Source organism: Patulibacter minatonensis DSM 18081 (assembly GCF_000519325.1).
Lineage (GTDB): Bacteria > Actinomycetota > Thermoleophilia > Solirubrobacterales > Solirubrobacteraceae > Patulibacter > Patulibacter minatonensis.
The window spans coordinates 1,543,683-1,558,826 of the sequence record NZ_KI912613.1; the positions used below are offsets into that span (position 1 = coordinate 1,543,683).

At 76.0% G+C, this 15,144-nt stretch carries 14 protein-coding genes; 3 read left to right on the plus strand and 11 right to left on the minus strand.

The features are described from left to right. Positions 1-26 precede the first annotated feature (26 nt). From PATMI_RS34070 to PATMI_RS28135, 4 genes are all read right to left on the minus strand, one after another. Entirely contained in the window at positions 27-935 is a 909-nt protein-coding gene (locus PATMI_RS34070; RefSeq protein ID WP_157260656.1) for a DMT family transporter, read from the minus strand. Further along, positions 932-2,695: a bifunctional lysylphosphatidylglycerol flippase/synthetase MprF gene (locus tag PATMI_RS28130; protein ID WP_051471166.1), complete on the minus strand. Its 1,764-nt coding sequence runs from the start codon at positions 2,693-2,695 to the stop codon at positions 932-934. Before PATMI_RS28130 ends, PATMI_RS34070 begins: the two co-directional genes overlap by 4 nt. A gap of 62 nt (positions 2,696-2,757) precedes the next feature. Continuing rightward, entirely contained in the window at positions 2,758-4,251 is a 1,494-nt protein-coding gene (locus tag PATMI_RS0107025) for a hypothetical protein (RefSeq protein ID WP_026910364.1), read from the minus strand. 109 nt (positions 4,252-4,360) lie between these two features. Beyond that, complete coding sequence (locus tag PATMI_RS28135) at positions 4,361-5,119, minus strand: COG4705 family protein (protein WP_036727242.1); 759 nt, start codon at positions 5,117-5,119, stop codon at positions 4,361-4,363. A 240-nt stretch (positions 5,120-5,359) separates the two neighbouring features. Here PATMI_RS28135 and PATMI_RS0107035 point away from each other — a divergent pair, with 240 nt between their 5' ends. Continuing rightward, positions 5,360-6,031 carry a response regulator gene (locus PATMI_RS0107035; RefSeq protein WP_026910365.1) on the plus strand — a complete coding sequence of 224 codons (672 nt, stop codon included), beginning with the start codon at positions 5,360-5,362 and terminating at the stop codon, positions 6,029-6,031. 16 nt (positions 6,032-6,047) lie between these two features. Here the strand turns inward: PATMI_RS0107035 and PATMI_RS0107040 are convergent, their stop codons facing one another. The 4 genes from PATMI_RS0107040 to PATMI_RS0107055 are packed head-to-tail and all read right to left on the minus strand — an operon-like array spanning position 6,048 to position 10,676. Then, positions 6,048-8,720, minus strand: coding sequence for an ABC transporter permease (locus tag PATMI_RS0107040; protein WP_026910366.1), 2,673 nt, complete (start codon positions 8,718-8,720; stop codon positions 6,048-6,050). Beyond that, positions 8,708-9,388, minus strand: coding sequence for an ABC transporter ATP-binding protein (locus PATMI_RS0107045; RefSeq protein ID WP_026910367.1), 681 nt, complete (start codon positions 9,386-9,388; stop codon positions 8,708-8,710). The genes PATMI_RS0107040 and PATMI_RS0107045 overlap by 13 nt, the downstream gene beginning before the upstream one ends. Continuing rightward, entirely contained in the window at positions 9,385-10,050 is a 666-nt protein-coding gene (locus PATMI_RS0107050; protein ID WP_026910368.1) for an ABC transporter ATP-binding protein, read from the minus strand. The genes PATMI_RS0107045 and PATMI_RS0107050 overlap by 4 nt, the downstream gene beginning before the upstream one ends. After that, the gene (locus PATMI_RS0107055; protein ID WP_026910369.1) at positions 10,047-10,676 is read right to left on the minus strand and encodes a hypothetical protein; all 630 of its coding nucleotides are present in this window, start codon (positions 10,674-10,676) and stop codon (positions 10,047-10,049) included. The genes PATMI_RS0107050 and PATMI_RS0107055 overlap by 4 nt, the downstream gene beginning before the upstream one ends. Positions 10,677-10,798: 122 nt before the next feature. Between PATMI_RS0107055 and PATMI_RS0107060 the strand changes: the two genes are divergently transcribed. Together PATMI_RS0107060 and PATMI_RS0107065 are read left to right on the plus strand one after the other, a co-directional pair. Continuing rightward, positions 10,799-11,473 carry a response regulator transcription factor gene (locus PATMI_RS0107060; protein ID WP_026910370.1) on the plus strand — a complete coding sequence of 225 codons (675 nt, stop codon included), beginning with the start codon at positions 10,799-10,801 and terminating at the stop codon, positions 11,471-11,473. Beyond that, positions 11,470-12,750, plus strand: a complete 1,281-nt coding sequence (locus tag PATMI_RS0107065) for a HAMP domain-containing sensor histidine kinase (RefSeq protein ID WP_026910371.1) — start codon at positions 11,470-11,472, stop codon at positions 12,748-12,750. Before PATMI_RS0107060 ends, PATMI_RS0107065 begins: the two co-directional genes overlap by 4 nt. 43 nt (positions 12,751-12,793) lie before the next feature. Here PATMI_RS0107065 and PATMI_RS36530 read toward each other — a convergent pair whose 3' ends face one another. The 3 genes from PATMI_RS36530 to PATMI_RS0107080 form a co-directional block, all read right to left on the minus strand. Next, positions 12,794-13,006, minus strand: coding sequence for a hypothetical protein (locus PATMI_RS36530; protein ID WP_157260658.1), 213 nt, complete (start codon positions 13,004-13,006; stop codon positions 12,794-12,796). Between the two features lie 192 nt (positions 13,007-13,198). Beyond that, positions 13,199-14,029: an ABC transporter permease subunit gene (locus tag PATMI_RS0107075; protein WP_026910373.1), complete on the minus strand. Its 831-nt coding sequence runs from the start codon at positions 14,027-14,029 to the stop codon at positions 13,199-13,201. Then, complete coding sequence (locus PATMI_RS0107080) at positions 14,026-14,979, minus strand: ABC transporter ATP-binding protein (RefSeq protein WP_026910374.1); 954 nt, start codon at positions 14,977-14,979, stop codon at positions 14,026-14,028. The genes PATMI_RS0107075 and PATMI_RS0107080 overlap by 4 nt, the downstream gene beginning before the upstream one ends. Between the last annotated feature and the right edge of the window lie 165 nt (positions 14,980-15,144).

The following is a 15,144-nucleotide window of genomic DNA, read 5'->3' on the forward strand; positions in this document are numbered from 1 at the left end:
CGCGGCGGGTGGTCCCGGCGTCCGCGTCAGTGCGGTCCCGTGACGCCGAGCGCGTCGGGCACCCGGACGCTCCCCGCGGCGGGCGCGTCGGCGTGCAGGTCGTTGCCGCGGGCCACCAGGCGCAGCCCCGCCCAGCCCGCGACGGCGAACGCGACCGCGTGGAGGGTCGCGAGCAGCGGGGTTGCGCCGAGCGGCTCGCCGAACGCGACGATCCCGGTGAGGATCGCGACGGCGTTGGTCGCGGCGGTCATCGTCACGACCACCGGCACCACGGGGCCGAGCTGCAGGCCGCGCTGGAAGCAGGCGAATCCGCAGCCGCAGATGGCGACGTAGACGAGCAGCCACGGGCTGGCGACGACGCCGAGCACGCCGTGGTGCGCGACGACCGCCAGGGCCTTCGTCGCCGCGTCCCCCGCGCCGTAGAGGATCCCGCCCGCGGTCCCGAGGGCGACGGCGCGGCGCCGGTGGTCGGCGAGGACGACGAGGACCGCGGCGACGAGGGCGGCCGCGGTGAGCGCCACCACGAGCGGTCCGACCGGGACGCCACGGGCCGCCGTCGACGTCGCGCCGATCCCGAGGGTCGCGAGCGAGACGACGAGCGCCGCCACCGCCCACGCCTCGCGGCGCCCCAGCCGCTGTCCGAAGACGCGGGCCGCGACGGGGACGGTGAGCACGAGCCCGCCGGCCGCGAACGCCTGGACGAGCGACAGCGGGGCGCCGTAGAGCGCGGCGGCGTGGCCGAGCGAGCCGACGACGCCGAGCACCGCACCCGCGAGCCACCAACGGGATCGCAGGAGTCCCGTGAGCGTCGCGACCGGGCGGCGCACGTCCATCTCCGGAGCGCCGCTCGAACCGGCGTGCTGCATGAGGTACGAGGCGTTCAGCGCGACCGACGCGACGACCGCGAGCAGCAGCCCGGTGAGGAGCGGGCTCATCCCGCGACCCGTGCCGGCGCGGCGGGCGCCGCGGTCCGTCCGCGGACCAGGGCCGGCCGCGGGAGGTGCCCCTCGATCCACGCGGCGGCCAGGGCGGTGCGGGGCAGACTCAGCGCGCTCTCGTAGAGGAGGTGGCGGGGGACCCAGCGCGGGGAGAACTTCGCGTTGAACCGGTAGAGGCTCTCGAGCTGGAAGACCCCGTCGGCGCGGAGCACCGCGCGCCCGAGGAGCCGCTCGACCGGGCCGGTCGGCGCGTGCACCCACCGGGCGAACACCGCGAAGTTCAGCGACAGCTCCTCGACGCCGCGGTCGCGCAGGAGCTCGATCGCCCGGACGACGAGGAACTCGGTGAGCCCGTTGGGCGTGTCGTGGTCGCGGCGCATGAGGCTGAGCGACATCGCCGCGCGGCCGTAGGCCGGCACGAAGTGCAGGAACCCGCGGGCCCGGCCCGCGTCGTCCCGGGCGACCACCACGAGCGAGTCCTGGACGTGCGGGCCCCGGAGCCCGTCCATCGCCATCGAGAACCCACGCTCCCGCGCGTCGCCACGCCACTGCGCGCTGACGTCCTCCAGTTCGCGGATCCGGACCTCGTCGCAGTCGCCCAGCTGCCGGACCTCGGCCCGGTACCCCGCGCGCTCGACGCGCCCGACGGCCTGCCGGACCTTCTTGATCGGCCGGCCCTCGAGGGTGAACGCGGCGGTCTGCACGATTGCCTCGTCGCCGAGGTACAGCGACCGCAGGCCGCCGGCGACCGCCAGCTCGGCGAACGCGTCGCTCGCGCCGATCGCGGCGATCCGCAGGTCGTGCTCGCCCGCGAAGCGCCGGACCTCGGCCACGAGCGCCGGGAGCGCGTCCTCGGGACCGACGGGGTCGCCGGAGATCACGAGGACGCCGCTGTCGACGCGGTAGGACACGAACGCGCGGCCGTCGGCGGAGACGAGCGTGCGGACGTCGGGGCGCAGCTTGAACGCGCTCAGGGTGTCGTGTCCGTGCGCGCGGACCGTCGCGGCGACGAGCTCGCGGGACTCCGGCGTCGGCGCGTCGTCGGGGACCGGGAGGGGCCGGAAGAGCAGCCACCCCGCGACGGCGATGGCGACGGCGACGAGACCGCCGCTCGCGAGCGGCAGCCACGCGAGGGCGTCGGGCAGGTGCAGCGGTCCGCGCGTCCCCGTCAGGAGCGCGCCCGTCTCCGCCAGGACCTGGTCGTTCGTCGCCCCCGGGAAGGACCACGGCACGGCCGCGCGGACCGTGCCGAACACGGCCATCCCGACGGCGGCGGCCACGCCGAGGATCCGGAGGAGCGCGACGCCGAGCGCGCCGTCCTCGTGCCGGACGACGAACGCGGCGCGGCCGGCCACGAGGCAGGCGGCGACGGCGAGGCTCACGGTCGCCTCGACGAGGTCGAGCCCGCCGCGCAGCTGCAGCAGGCCGACGGCGACGAGGACGGCGAGCGCGACCCACAGCGCCCGGCGGCGGCGCCGGGCGAGGAACGCGGCGAGCGTGAGGAGGAGCACGCCGGCGGGAAGCGACAGGGCGTGCACGGCGACCACGAGCTCCCCGGCCGCGAGGCGGTCGACGCTCGCGGCGTGCCCCGACGGCGGCGGGGCGAGCGCCGAGGTGACGTTGACGACCCCGACGACCGCGGTGGCGGCCGCGGCGAGGAGCGGGAGTCGGCGGTCCGCGCGAGCCCGCACGGACGGACGCCCGGGGACGACGTCCCGGCGCGGACGGGGGACCTTCATGGTCGGGCTCGGTGCCATGTCCCCAATCTGTCGCGCGCCCGGCGAAGCCCGGTAGCGGTGGTGTTGGGGTGGTGTTGGGCCTACGGCACGGTCACGAGCGTGGCGGCCCCGTCGGCGAGCCACAGGTGCCCGGGGTCGGCGGCGTCGCGGCGCAGCGGCTCGCCGTTGCCGAGGTCCAGCGCGTCGCGCCGCACGCGCCACCGCAGACGCGACGCGATCAGGCCGGCCAGCCGCGCCTCGGCGCGCTCCGAGAAGCCGAACTGCTGCGGGCCCACGCCGCACCCGTCCCGGTGGTCGAGATGCACCGTGGCGACCACGACGCCGCCGAGCTCGGGATCGGTGAAGCGGTCGGTGGCCGTCGGGGCGTAGACGCGGGCGTGCAGGTCGGTGCCCGCCGCGTCGCAGGGGTCCTTCAGCCCGCGGTCGGCGTCGAAGCGCAGGAGGTCGCTGCCGGGGAGCCGGTAGCCGAGGGAGCGCGACGACCCGCGGCGCACCAGTCCGATGCGGCGGAGGCCGGCCTTGACCGAGGCCACCGACGCGTGGCCCGTGAAGATCATCGAGACCGGCCAGTCGCGGCCCGACGACCGCAGGTCGGGGTCGCCGTCCTCGACGAAGAGCCGCGGGCCCCGCTCGGAGAGCGCCTGCAGCCGCGGTGGGCGGCGGGCCGTGAACGCGGAGGAGGGCGCCTCGTCGGCGGACTCGCCGGCGGGCGGCTCGGTGGCGGGCGACCACCGGGACAGGACCGACCCCGGCCCGGGCTGGGCGGCGATCAGGCGCCCGGTCCGGAGGTCGACGTCGAGCAGCAGGTCGCGGAGCACCCGGGCCCGCAGCGTCGCCGGGCCCTCGTCGCCGGGCTGCGGCAGCGTGGCGGCGACCCCGGTCCGCGCCGGGACGACGTCGGCCAGCACGGTGACGACGCCGGACCCGGTGCCGCGCTCGCGGAGCCGCAGCCGGGAGCGGCCCAGGAGCCGGGCCAGCGGCGCTCGGGACGCGACGGTCCGCACCAGGCGGTCGACGGCCGGCCGCGGCCGCTCCAGCGACAGGACCGGTGCGGTGCGGGGCCGCGGCTCGATGTCGCCGGTCGCCGCCCGGGCGTCGCCGACGCCGACGGTGATGCGCGCGACGCGGGAGGGCGCCGTCGCCCCGGGCGCGAGCGCCAGCACCTCGACCCGGTGCGTCCCGGACCCCGCGGCGACCAGCCCCGGCGTCGCGGTCACCACCACACGACGCGGGCAGCGACCGGACGGGCACCCGACGTCGCGGCGCACCTGCGTCCGCCCGTCGACCCGCACGAGCACGCGGCGGACGCCGGCGGCGTCCTCGGCGCGGACCGTCGCGGTGAGTGCGGCGTCGCACGTGAGGAATGCGACGTCCGGGGCGCCGTCGTCGCGGTCGCGCAGCGTGCGCGCGGCGTACAGCGGGCCGGAGAGCCGCGCCGCGAACGGCCGGTCGGCCCGGATCCCGAGCTCGCCGCCGAGCTCCCGGCCCGGGCCCGAGGAGACGAGGGCGACGAGGGCGACGGCGGCGATCGCGGCGAGGGTGGTGGCGAGCAGGAGCGTGCGGCGTCGGGACATGGCGGGCGGTGGCGGTCGGGGACGGGAACAACGACGCCGCCCCGGCCTCCCGTCGGGCGACGGAGGGCCGGGGCGGCGCGGGCCGGCGTGCGGGCGGGCCCGCCGCGGGTCAGCCCTGCGGCGCGTCCGGCGTCGTGATCTGGTCGCGGCGGCTCTTCGTGAGGTAGACGACGGTCCCGAGGATCGCGGTCAGGAAGATGAGGCTCGTGACGGTGGTGCCGAGGCCCAGGCCGCCCGCGCTCGTCGGCTGCGAGACGAGGTCGCCGACTGAGGCGCCCAGCGGGCGGGTGAGGATGTACGCGGCCCAGAAGGCGAGGATCGCGTTCAGTCCGAAGCGCAGGTGGGCGACGGTGACGGCGGCGATGACGCCGGCGAAGGCGAGGGCGGAGAGCGCGAAGCCGAGGTTCAGGTGCTCCGCGACGAGGTCGCCGGCGGCGGTGCCCAGCGCGAACGTGAAGAGGATCGTGAGCCAGTAGAAGACCTCGCGGCGGCGGGTGTGGATCGAGTGGATCGACAGGGTCCGCTCGCTGGCGAACCAGGCGGCGAAGGTCAGGGCCAGCGCGATCCCGAAGCCGATCGTGCTCGTCGGCAGCGGCACGTTGAAGTTGTCGGTCAGGTTGTCGGTGATGAGCGTGCCGACGACGCTGATCAGGACCACCGCGGTCCAGTAGACCCCGGGGACGTACCGGCGGAGCGAGAACTGGGCGGTCAGGACCGCGGCCAGCAGCACGCCCATGATGTACGTGGTGTTCGTGAGCCCGAGGTTCAGGTTCGTGTTCAGGTAGTCGGCGGCGGTCTCGCCGACCGTCGTCGCGAGGATCTTGATGATCCAGAACCAGAGGGTGACCTCGGGGACCTTGCTGAGCATGCGCCGGGCGCCGGTGCGCGGCGCGCGGCCGCCGGTCGCGACGGTCGGCGGGGGGCTCTTCGTGGGGCGGTCGAGGACGGCCTGGGTTGCCATACGGGTGCTCCGGAGTGATCGGGAAGGACTGATGCGGGGCATGCTGGAGCCGCCGGATGAACGGTCCGTGAAAGACGGATGAGGACGCCGGGGCGCCAGGTCCGCGGCCGGTCGACGGACCCGGTGCGGGCTGCGATGATCGGCGCGATGCGCGTCTTGGTCGTCGAGGACGAACTCCCCCTCGCGAAACTGATCCGCCAGGGCCTGATCGCCGACGGGCTGCTGTGCGACGTCGCGATCAAGGGCGAGGACGCGCTGTGGATGGCCGACGCGACGCCCTACGACGTCGTCTGCCTGGACGTCAACCTGCCGGGCATCGACGGGTTCGAGACCTGCCGGCGCCTCCGGGCCTCGGGCGTCGCCACGCCGATCCTGATGCTGACCGCGCGCGACGCCGTCGAGGACCGGATCTCCGGCCTCGACACCGGGGCGGACGACTACCTCGTCAAGCCGTTCGACTTCGGCGAGCTGCTCGCGCGGCTGCGGGCGCTGACCCGCCGGCCCGCGGCGGCCGGCGGCACCGAGATCGTCGTCGGCGACCTCGTGCTCGACCCCGTCACCCACCGCGTCACGCGGGGCGGCACCGCGATCGAGCTCTCGGTCAAGGAGGTCCAGATCCTCGAGGTCTTCATGCGCCGCAGGGGCGAGGTCCTCTCGCGCCTGCAGATCCTGGAGGGCGCCTGGGACAACGGGTACGAGAACCGCTCGAACGTCGTCGACGTCTACATCCGCCTGCTGCGCGAGAAGATCGACCGGCCGTTCGGCGTCACGACGCTGAAGACCGTCCGCGGTGCGGGCTACCGACTCGACGAGGCCTGAGCGCCGGCCGACGCCCCTACAGGTCCCGCAGCTCCTCGATCGCCGGGCGCCGCAGGGCCTGGATCGTCACCACCCCCGCGGCGGTGACGGCCACGACGACGAGGACGAGCGACGCGCCGAGCGACAGCCACGGGACCGAGAGGTAGTCCGGCGGCGGGTCGAAGACGCCGGTCAGGACCTTGACCAGGAGCCGGGTCAGGCCGTACGCCATCGCCGCCCCCAGGACGACGCCCGTCGTCGTCACGAACAGGGCCTCGCTCCAGACGAACGCGCCGATCTGGCGGCTGCGGGCCCCGAGCGCCGCGGCGATCGCGAACGTGCGCCGGCGCTCGCGGAAGCCGAGCCCGAGCGTCAGCCCGGACGCGACGGCGGCGAGGACGAAGGCGAAGCCGAGCTCGATCCGGGTCAGGCCCTTGAGCTCGACCGCGGTGAGGTTCGAGCCGATGACGGAGCGCTCGTCCACGATGTCCGTGACCGCCGCGCTCGTGCCGAGCTTCGCCTTCAGTCGCGCGCCGACGGTCGCGGGGTTCGTCCCGTCGGTCTGCACGAGGAAGGTCCCGACGGCGTCGGAGCCGGTGGCCTTCGCGACGTAGTCCGCGTTGGCGACGAAGAACGAGTCCTTCGGTGCCGTCGGGAACTCCTTCGCGACGCCGACGTAGTGGAACGGCACGGTCCGGAACGCCTTCGTCCGGCCGTCCTGGAGCCTGAGCCGGATGAGGTCGCCCGGCCGGAGCTGGAAGTCCTTCACGGTCTCGGCCGAGACGAGGATGCTGTCGGGCCTCTGGGCGATCCGGTCCAGCAGCTGGCTCGCGGTGCCGCCGGCGAACCACCCGTTCTGCAGCGCGCCCGCCTCCTCGATCGTCGCCGCCCGCACGCCGTAGAGGTCCTGCAGGTCGGCGCCGACGTAGGCGAAGCGGTGCTGCAGCGGCTCGACGCTCCGCACGCCGCCGACGGCGCTGATCGCCCGGGCCCCGGACGGCCCGACGGACACGCCGGGCGATTCGGTGACCGTGACGTCGGAGCCGTTGGAGAGCCGGGCGTCGGCCTCCGCCTGCTGGCGGTAGGTCGCGTTGAAGACGGCGGTCGAGCCCGCGAACGCGGCGGTCAGGGCCAGGAGCGTCGCGGCCCGGGCGAGGAGCGCGCGCTGGCGTCCCATCGTCGCGGTCACCGTCGTCGCCAGCGCGCCGGCGCCGGGGCGCAGCAGGCGGGCGAGGGGCCGCCGGCCGCGCGCGAGGACGAGGTCGACGAGCCGGTGGACGAGGAGCCCGCCGCCGATCCACGCGAGGACGGGAGCGAGCAGCGCGTACCAGTTGACCGACACCTGCGGCACCCCTTCGGGGGCGAGCACGAGCTGGTACCCGCCCGTTGACGCCTGCCAGAAGACGAGGCCCGCGCCGATCAGGCAGAGCACGTCGATCCCGTACCGCTGCCACCACGGCGCGCGGTCGACGCGGCCGAGCTGGCGGCGCTGCCCGACGACCGTGAGACCACGGGCGTCGCGCCACGCGGGAACGGCGATCGCGGCGGCCGCGATCAGCATGCCGACGAGCGCGGACCCGGCACCCCAGGCGATCGCGGCGACCGGGCCGGCGCCGAAGCTCGCGGTGCCGAAGGCCTGGTGGCCGACGATCCGCGCGGCGACCAGGCCGACGGCGATGCCGACCGCGCCGGCCAGTCCGGCCTCGGCGAGCGCCACCCCGACGAGCTGCCGGGTGGTCGCGCCGCGGGTCCGGAGCAGCGCGGCGTCGCGTCGGCGACGACCGGCACCGACGGAGGAGACCGAGGCGGTCAGCAGGCCGGCGAGGACCGCGCCCGGCAGCCCGAGGAAGAGGAACAGGAGCTGCGCGTAGAGCGCGTCGCTGCGCGCGCCGTCGAGCGCGACGCTCAGGCTGTCGCCGATCTGGCCGGTGCCCGCGAGCGTCGTCTCGAGGTTGCGCGCGTGGCCGGAGACCTGGGTGTACGCGGCGCTCGGGCTGCCGGGCAACGCGTGCGAGAGCTTCGCGTGGACCTGCACGCGGCCGAGGTCCGGGCGCCGGGTGACGAGCGGTCCCTCGAGCGCCTGGTAGGTCCCCGCGGGGAGGAGGACCACGTTGTCGGGCGGAGCGGTCGCCTGCGCGCCGACGGGGGCGCCGACCTTCTGGAACAGCTGGTCGGCCTGGGGGAGGTCGACGATCGCGTCGACGCGCACCTGCGCGTCCGGGAGGCCGGCCCGGCCGATGCGCACGGTGTCGCCCGGCTTCGCGTGGAGGTTCGCGGCGGTCTGCTGCGCGAGCAGGACGCCGGTGCCGCCCTGCCGGCCGGCGAGCGTCCGGATCTGGCCCGGGAACGCCTGCGCGTAGCCCGCGGGGATCCCGAGGACCTTCCCGGGACCGGTGTGCTGGACGGTGCCGCCGGAGCGCGCCTGGAACCCGGTCGTCTCGGCGAACGCCACCGGGAGCGCCCGCTGCACGCCGGGCTCCCGGCGCACCTGCGAGAGCACGGTCGCGGGGGAGGCGCCGCGGGCGGCCTCGACCTGCCAGTCGACGGCGACGCGGGCAGCGGCGCGCTCGGTCATCGAGGAGGTGGTCGAGGAGAGGAACGTGCCGATCGACGCGAGCAGCGCGACGGCGACCGCGACGCCGAGCGTCGTCGCGACCAGGCGGCCGCGGCGGTGCAGGACGAGCCCGCGCAGCCAGGTCAGGACGAGCATCGGGCGACCTCCGTGGAGAGCAGGCCGTCGCGCATGCGCCAGCAGGCGTCGAAGCGGTCGGCGACCGTCTCGTCGTGCGTGGCGACGACGAGCGCCGCGCCGGTGCGCTCGGCGGCGTGCAGGAGCGCGTCGACGACGAGGGTGCCGTGGAAGCGGTCGAGCTGGCCGGTCGGCTCGTCGGCGAGGATCAGGACGGGTGCGCCGATCAGGGCGCGCGCGACGGCGACGCGCTGGGCCTGTCCGCCCGAGAGCTCGTCGGGGAGCTTGTCCGCCAGCGCGGTCAGGCCGAGCTGCTCCAGGGCGGCGAGCGCCCGGTCGCGGGCCTCGGCGGGGCCGACGTCGACGAGCGCCAGCGGCAGCGCGACGTTCTCGGCGACGGTCAGCGGGGGCAGCAGGCTGGGGCCCTGGAAGACGGTCGCGACGGGGCCGGGCCTGAGCGCGGCGCGCGTCCCGATCGCCGGCCACTCGACGGTCCCGCGCGTCGGGTCGTCGAGCCCGCCCATGAGGTGGAGGAGCGTGGACTTGCCCGATCCGGACGGGCCCATCAGCGCGGTGCGGGCCCCCGGCAACACTGCGCAGTCGGTCGGCTGCAGCGCCACGGTGGCCGTCGCCCCGGACCCGTAGGTGCGCGCGGCGCCGGCGCAGCGGACGAGCGGCACGGTGCTCATGCCGCCACCCGCCCGTCGAGCAGGCCGAACTCGCGGTCCGCCGCCGCCGCGACCGCGGGGTCGTGCGTGACGACGAGGACCGCGGTGCCGCCGTCGGCCTCCCGGCGCAGCAGCCCGAGGATCCGCTCGGCGGTCGTCCCGTCCAGCTCGCCCGTCGGCTCGTCCGCGAGCAGCACCGCCGGCGCGTTGGCCAGCGCGACGGCCAGCCCGGCGCGGGCGAGCTCGCCGCCCGACAGCTGCGACGGGCGCGCGTGGGTGCGGCGCTCCAGGCCGCAGTGCTCGAGGAGCGCGGCGCGTCGTCCTCCGTCGCGGGACCCACCGGCGAGGCGCTGGGCGAGGACGACGTTGTCCTCGACGCTCAGGTGCCCGACGAGGTTCGTCGCCTGGAAGACCATGCCGATCCGCCGTGCGCGGACGGCGGCGCGCTCGTGTTCGGGACGGCGGGAGAGCGGCTCGCCGTCGATGCGGACCATCCCGCCATCGGGCTCGTCGAGGCCGGCCAGGCACGCCAGGAGCGTCGACTTCCCGGAGCCGGACGGGCCGGTGATCGCGACGACCTCGCCGCCGTCGACCCCGACCGAGACGCCGCGCAGCGCGAGCGTCTCCTCGTCGCCGGCGTGGAAGAAGCGGTAGAGGTCGGTGGCCTCCAGGCGGGCGGTCATCGCGTCCACCGGAACGCGTCGGTGACGATCTTCCACGGGTCGACGTTGTCGGCGCCCTTCGGGCCGCTGAGGATCAGCGTCGCCCGCCGCGTGCCCTTCGAGAACACGTAGCGCTCGACGGCGTCGGTGCCGCGCTTGCCGGTGACGGGGTCCGCCGGCGCGGTCGCCAGGTACGTGATCCGCACGGCGCTGCCGGCCGTGCGCCGCACCGTCGAGACCTTCGCGGACGCGAAGCCCGGGGTCGCCGCCTCCAGGCGCGGCACCTCGGTCGCCTTCGCGGCCGCGGCCGTCAGCGCCCCGCCGGTCGACGGCTGCAGCTCGATCGCGTTGAGCTTGTCCGTGAACCGGGTCCCGCCCTTCGTGGACGACCGCGCCCAGCCCTCCGGCACCTTCACCGAGAAGCCGCCGGACGTCATCGCGTAGCGCACGTAGGCCTGGTCGTCCGGGATGTCCCCGGCGGGGCTGACCTCGGCGGCGTTGGGGTCGACGGTCTTCGTCGGCGTGGCGCCGGCGCCGCCGCCGGATGCGCCCGATCCGGAGGACGACGAGCCGCAGGCGGACAGGGAGAGCGCGAGGACGGCGACGCCGGCGGCGGCGACGGCGCGGGAGGGCGGGAGGACGGTCATGGCGGCGACCGTAGGCCCGCCGCGGCGACGTCCGGCCAGCGTCAGGTCAACGCCCGGTCAAACCTGGCCGGATCGCGCTCCGGCTGCCCGGAGCACGGCCCGGCAGGCGGTACCGTCGGGGCGTGCAGCGACCGCGGATCCTCCTCGTAGAGGACGACGAGGCGATCGCCGCGGGCCTCGTCCGGGTGCTCGACGGCCAGGGCTACGCGGTCTCCCACCTGGCCCTCGGCGCCCCCGCCCTGCGCGTCCGCCCCGACAAGGTGGACCTCGTCCTCCTCGACCTCGGCCTGCCCGACGTCGACGGCGTGGACGTCTGCCGCGCGCTGCGGGCGCGCTCCCGCGACCTGCCGATCGTGATCCTCACGGCCCGCGACGAGGAGGTCGACGTCGTCTCCGGCCTCGACTCCGGAGCGGACGACTACCTCGTCAAGCCGTTCCGGCTCTCCGAGCTGCTCGCGCGGGTCCGCGCGCACCTGCGCCGCACGGCCGACGCCCGCGCCGGCGACGCCGCGGTGCTCGAGGTCGGCGACCTCCGCGTCGACCGCGCGGCCCGCCGCGCCTGGCGGGGCGACGACGAGCTCGCGCTCCGCCCGAAGGAGTTCGATCTCCTTGCGCTCCTGGCCGCGGAGGCCGGCCGGGCGGTCGGGCGCGAGCGGATCATGTGGGAGGTCTGGGACACCGAGTGGCTCGGGTCGACGAAGACGCTGGACACCCACGTGCTGTCGCTGCGCGGCAAGGTCGGCGCCGACGCGATCACGACGCTGCGCGGCTTCGGCTACCGGCTGGAGACCGGGTGAGGCGCCGCCTCGTCGCCGCGATCGCCGCCGTCGCCGCGGTGGCGGTGCTCGCGTTCGCGATCCCGCTGGGGATCGTCGTCGGGCGCACGTACGACGACCGTGCGCTGCTCCGGCTGCAGCGCGACACGGTCGCCGCGACGCGGGGGATCGACGTGACGGCCGGCGGCCGCGACCCGATCGAGCTGCCGGACACGCCCGACCGCCTGGGCGCGTACGACCGGCGCGGCCGTCTCGTCGCGGGCACCGCACCCGAGGGCGACGCGACCGGGCTGGTGCGGGACGCGCTCCGCGACCGGCGCCCCGTGGCGCGGGCCGAGACCGGCCGGCTCCTGGCGGCGGTCCCGCTGCAGCAGGACGAGCGGGTCACGGGCGTCGTGCTCGCCGTCCGCGACCGCGCCCCGACGGCGCGGACGATCCGGCGCGCGCGGCTCGCGCTGACCGGGCTGGCGCTCGCGATCATCGCGGTCGCGGTCGCGGCGGCGCTCGTCCTCGGACGGCGGCTCGCCCGGCCGCTCGAGCGGCTCGTCGGGGCGGCCGAGCGCCTCGGCGACGGCGACTTCGCCGCCCGCGCCCCGCGATCGGCGGTCCGCGAGGTCGACGCCGTCGCGGGCGCCCTGGACGTGACGGCGGAGCGGCTGGAGGCCCTCGTGGAGCGCGAGCGCACGTTCAGCGCCGGCGCCTCGCACCAGCTGCGCACCCCGCTCGCCGCGCTGCGCCTGGAGCTCGAAGCCTCGGCGCTTCCCGGCGCCGCCGCGCTCGACGTCGACGCCGCGACGCGGCAGATCGATCGCCTGGAGGCCACGATCGCGACGTTGCTCGCCGCGTCGCGCGGGCGGGCGGGGAGCGCCGGTCCGGTCGCGGTCGGCCCGCTCGTCGAGCAGGCCGAGGACCGGTGGCGGGGAACCCTCGCCGCGGACGGCAGACCGCTGCGGAGCGTCGTCCCGTCGGGGGGCGCGGTCGTGGTGCGCTTCCCCGGAGGCGTGCTGTCCGAGGTCCTGGACGTCCTCCTCTCGAATGCGCACCGACACGGCGACGGCGCGGTCACCGTGGAGGTCCGCAGGACCGGCGACTGGGTGGCGATCGACGTCCGGGACCGCGGGCCGGGGTTCCCCGACGCGGCGGACGCCCTCCCCGACGGCCCGACGGGCGACGGTCACGGGCTGGGGCTGCGCCTCGCGCGCTCGCTCGTCGAGGCCGAGGGGGGCCGCCTGACCGTCGCGACCGAGGACGGCGCGCTGGTGACGGTGCTGGTGGCCGGCTCGGGCGACGGGGGCTGAGGGCCGGGGCGGCGCGGCGCGGCGACGGCGGTGCCCGCGCGCCTCACCCCCGCAGCGGCGGGCGCTCCCCGAGGGCGAGCCAGACGAGCAGCCGCAGCGACGAGACGAGGCCGAGGACGCTCACGAGATCCCGCCACGCGCCGTGCTCCGCGTCACCGCACAGCTGGGCTCCCGCGAGGAGCGCCACCGAGAACACGAGCAGGACGAGCGTGCGCGTCCCGTTGCTGCGGCGGGAGGGGACCTGCAACGGCGTCATCGCAGCGACGGTGAGCCCGCGGGCACCCGGCCGCCGCCGCGGGTCCGGGCGCCGCGGACGTCGTCCCGGGCGCTGGGCGGCGAACCAGTCGCGGCTGGAGGTCGGCATCTGCATCACGCCGGACACCATGCCGTCCGCACCTCAACGCGAGGTGAGGACGGCACGGACGTTGCAAGGCGGATCACTACGGCCTCAGGCGTCCCGCCGCACCAGCCGCACCGACGCCACCACGATCACGATCAGCGTGTAGGCGCAGAAGACCGCGAAGCCCCCGAACGTCGACAGGTGGTGGGAGTCCTCGAAGGTGCTCGTCGTGATCGTGAAGCCCGCGTTCAGCGGCAGGTACGGGTTCACGGCGTCCGCGGTCGAGTGCGGCAGCAGGGCGGTGATCCCGGGCAGGACGAAGAGCAGTCCGACGAACGCGGCGATGCCGCCGGCGGTGTTGCGGACGAGCGCGCCGAGCCCGAGGCCGAGCGCCCCGAGGACGGTCAGGAACAGCGCGGTGCCGACGACCGCGCGCAGGGCGTGCGGGTCGCCGATGCCGTGCTGGACGTGGTGGCCGGCGACGATCGCCTGGGTGGCGAAGAACGCGACGAACGTCGCGACGAGCATCAGCGCGAAGACGACGGAGCAGTAGACCGCGAGCTTCGCCCAGAGCACGGGCAGCCGCTTGGGGACGGCCATGAAGCTCGACCGGATCATGCCGGTGGCGTACTCGCCGGAGATCGCGAGGACGCCGAGCACCCCGATCGCGAGCTGGGCCAGGTGGTAGCCCCCGACGCCCACGTCGATGGAGTCGTAGACGGCCTTGTCCTGCGCGCTCGTGCTCGCCCACCGACTCATCTGGACGGCGGAGATGCCGACCGCCAGACCGATCATCGCAACGACGGCGACGGCCAGCGACCAGCGGGTCGAGCGCAGCGACCAGAGCTTCGTCCACTCCGACCGGACGACGTTGGCCTGCGTGACGCGTCCTCCGGTGCGGGCGACGACCGCCGGGGCGGTGGGGGCGGCGGTGCTCATGCGGCCACCTCCACGCGCGCGTCGACGGCGGTGGCCGGTCGTTCGCCGGTGCGGTACTCGACGGCGTCACCGGTCAGGCGCATGTAGGCGTCCTCCAGCGACGCGCGGACCGGCGTCAGCTCGTACAGCGCGACGCCCTGCAGGGCGGCGAGCTCGCCGATCCGGCCGGCGGCGACGCCGCGGACCTCCAGGAGGTCCCGCTCGGGGGACGCGACGGTGACGCCCGCCTGCCCGACGAGCGTGTCGCGCAGCGACGCGGCGGCGGGGCTGCGCACGCGCACGACGCCGTCCGCGGAGGCCTGGGCGACGACCTCCTCCACGGTCGTGTCGGCGATCAGCCGGCCGCGGCCGACGATGATCAGATGCTCGGCGGTCAGGGCCATCTCGCTCATCAGGTGCGAGGAGAGGAAGACCGTCCGGCCTTCGGCGGCGAGGCGCTTGAGGAGGTTGCGGATCCACAGGATGCCCTCGGGATCGAGGCCGTTGACCGGCTCGTCGAGGATCACCGTGCGCGGGTCGGCGAGCAGCGCCGACGCGATGCCGAGCCGCTGTCCCATGCCCATCGAGAAGCCGCCGGCGCGCTTGCGGGCGACGCTCCCGAGCCCGACGAGGTCGATCACCTCGTCCACGCGTGCCCGCCCGATCCCGTGGGTCTGGGCCATCGCGAGCAGGTGGTGGAACGCCGAGCGGCCCGTGTGGATCGCGCGGGCCTCGAGCATCGCCCCGATCTCGTGGAGCGGCGCCTCCAGGTCGCGGTAGGCCCGCCCGTTCACGCGCACGGTGCCCGTGGTCGGCTCGTCCAGCCCGAGGATCATCCGCATGGTGGTGGACTTGCCGGCGCCGTTGGGCCCGAGGAAGCCGGTGACGATGCCGGGCCGGACGACGAAGCTCAGGTCGTCGACGGCGACCTTCTCGCCGTAGCGCTTGGTGACGTGCTCGATCTCGATCATGCGTGTCCTTCGGGGGCGGCGCGGGCGACGCCGGGGGTGGCCGGACACCCGATGGTGGCCCTCGCAGGTGAGTCCTCCGTGAGAGCGGCGGGGCGCCACGGCCCCGACGGACGGCTCGGCGCATCGCGCCCCCGGGACGGACGGCCCGACCGGCGGACCCGGACC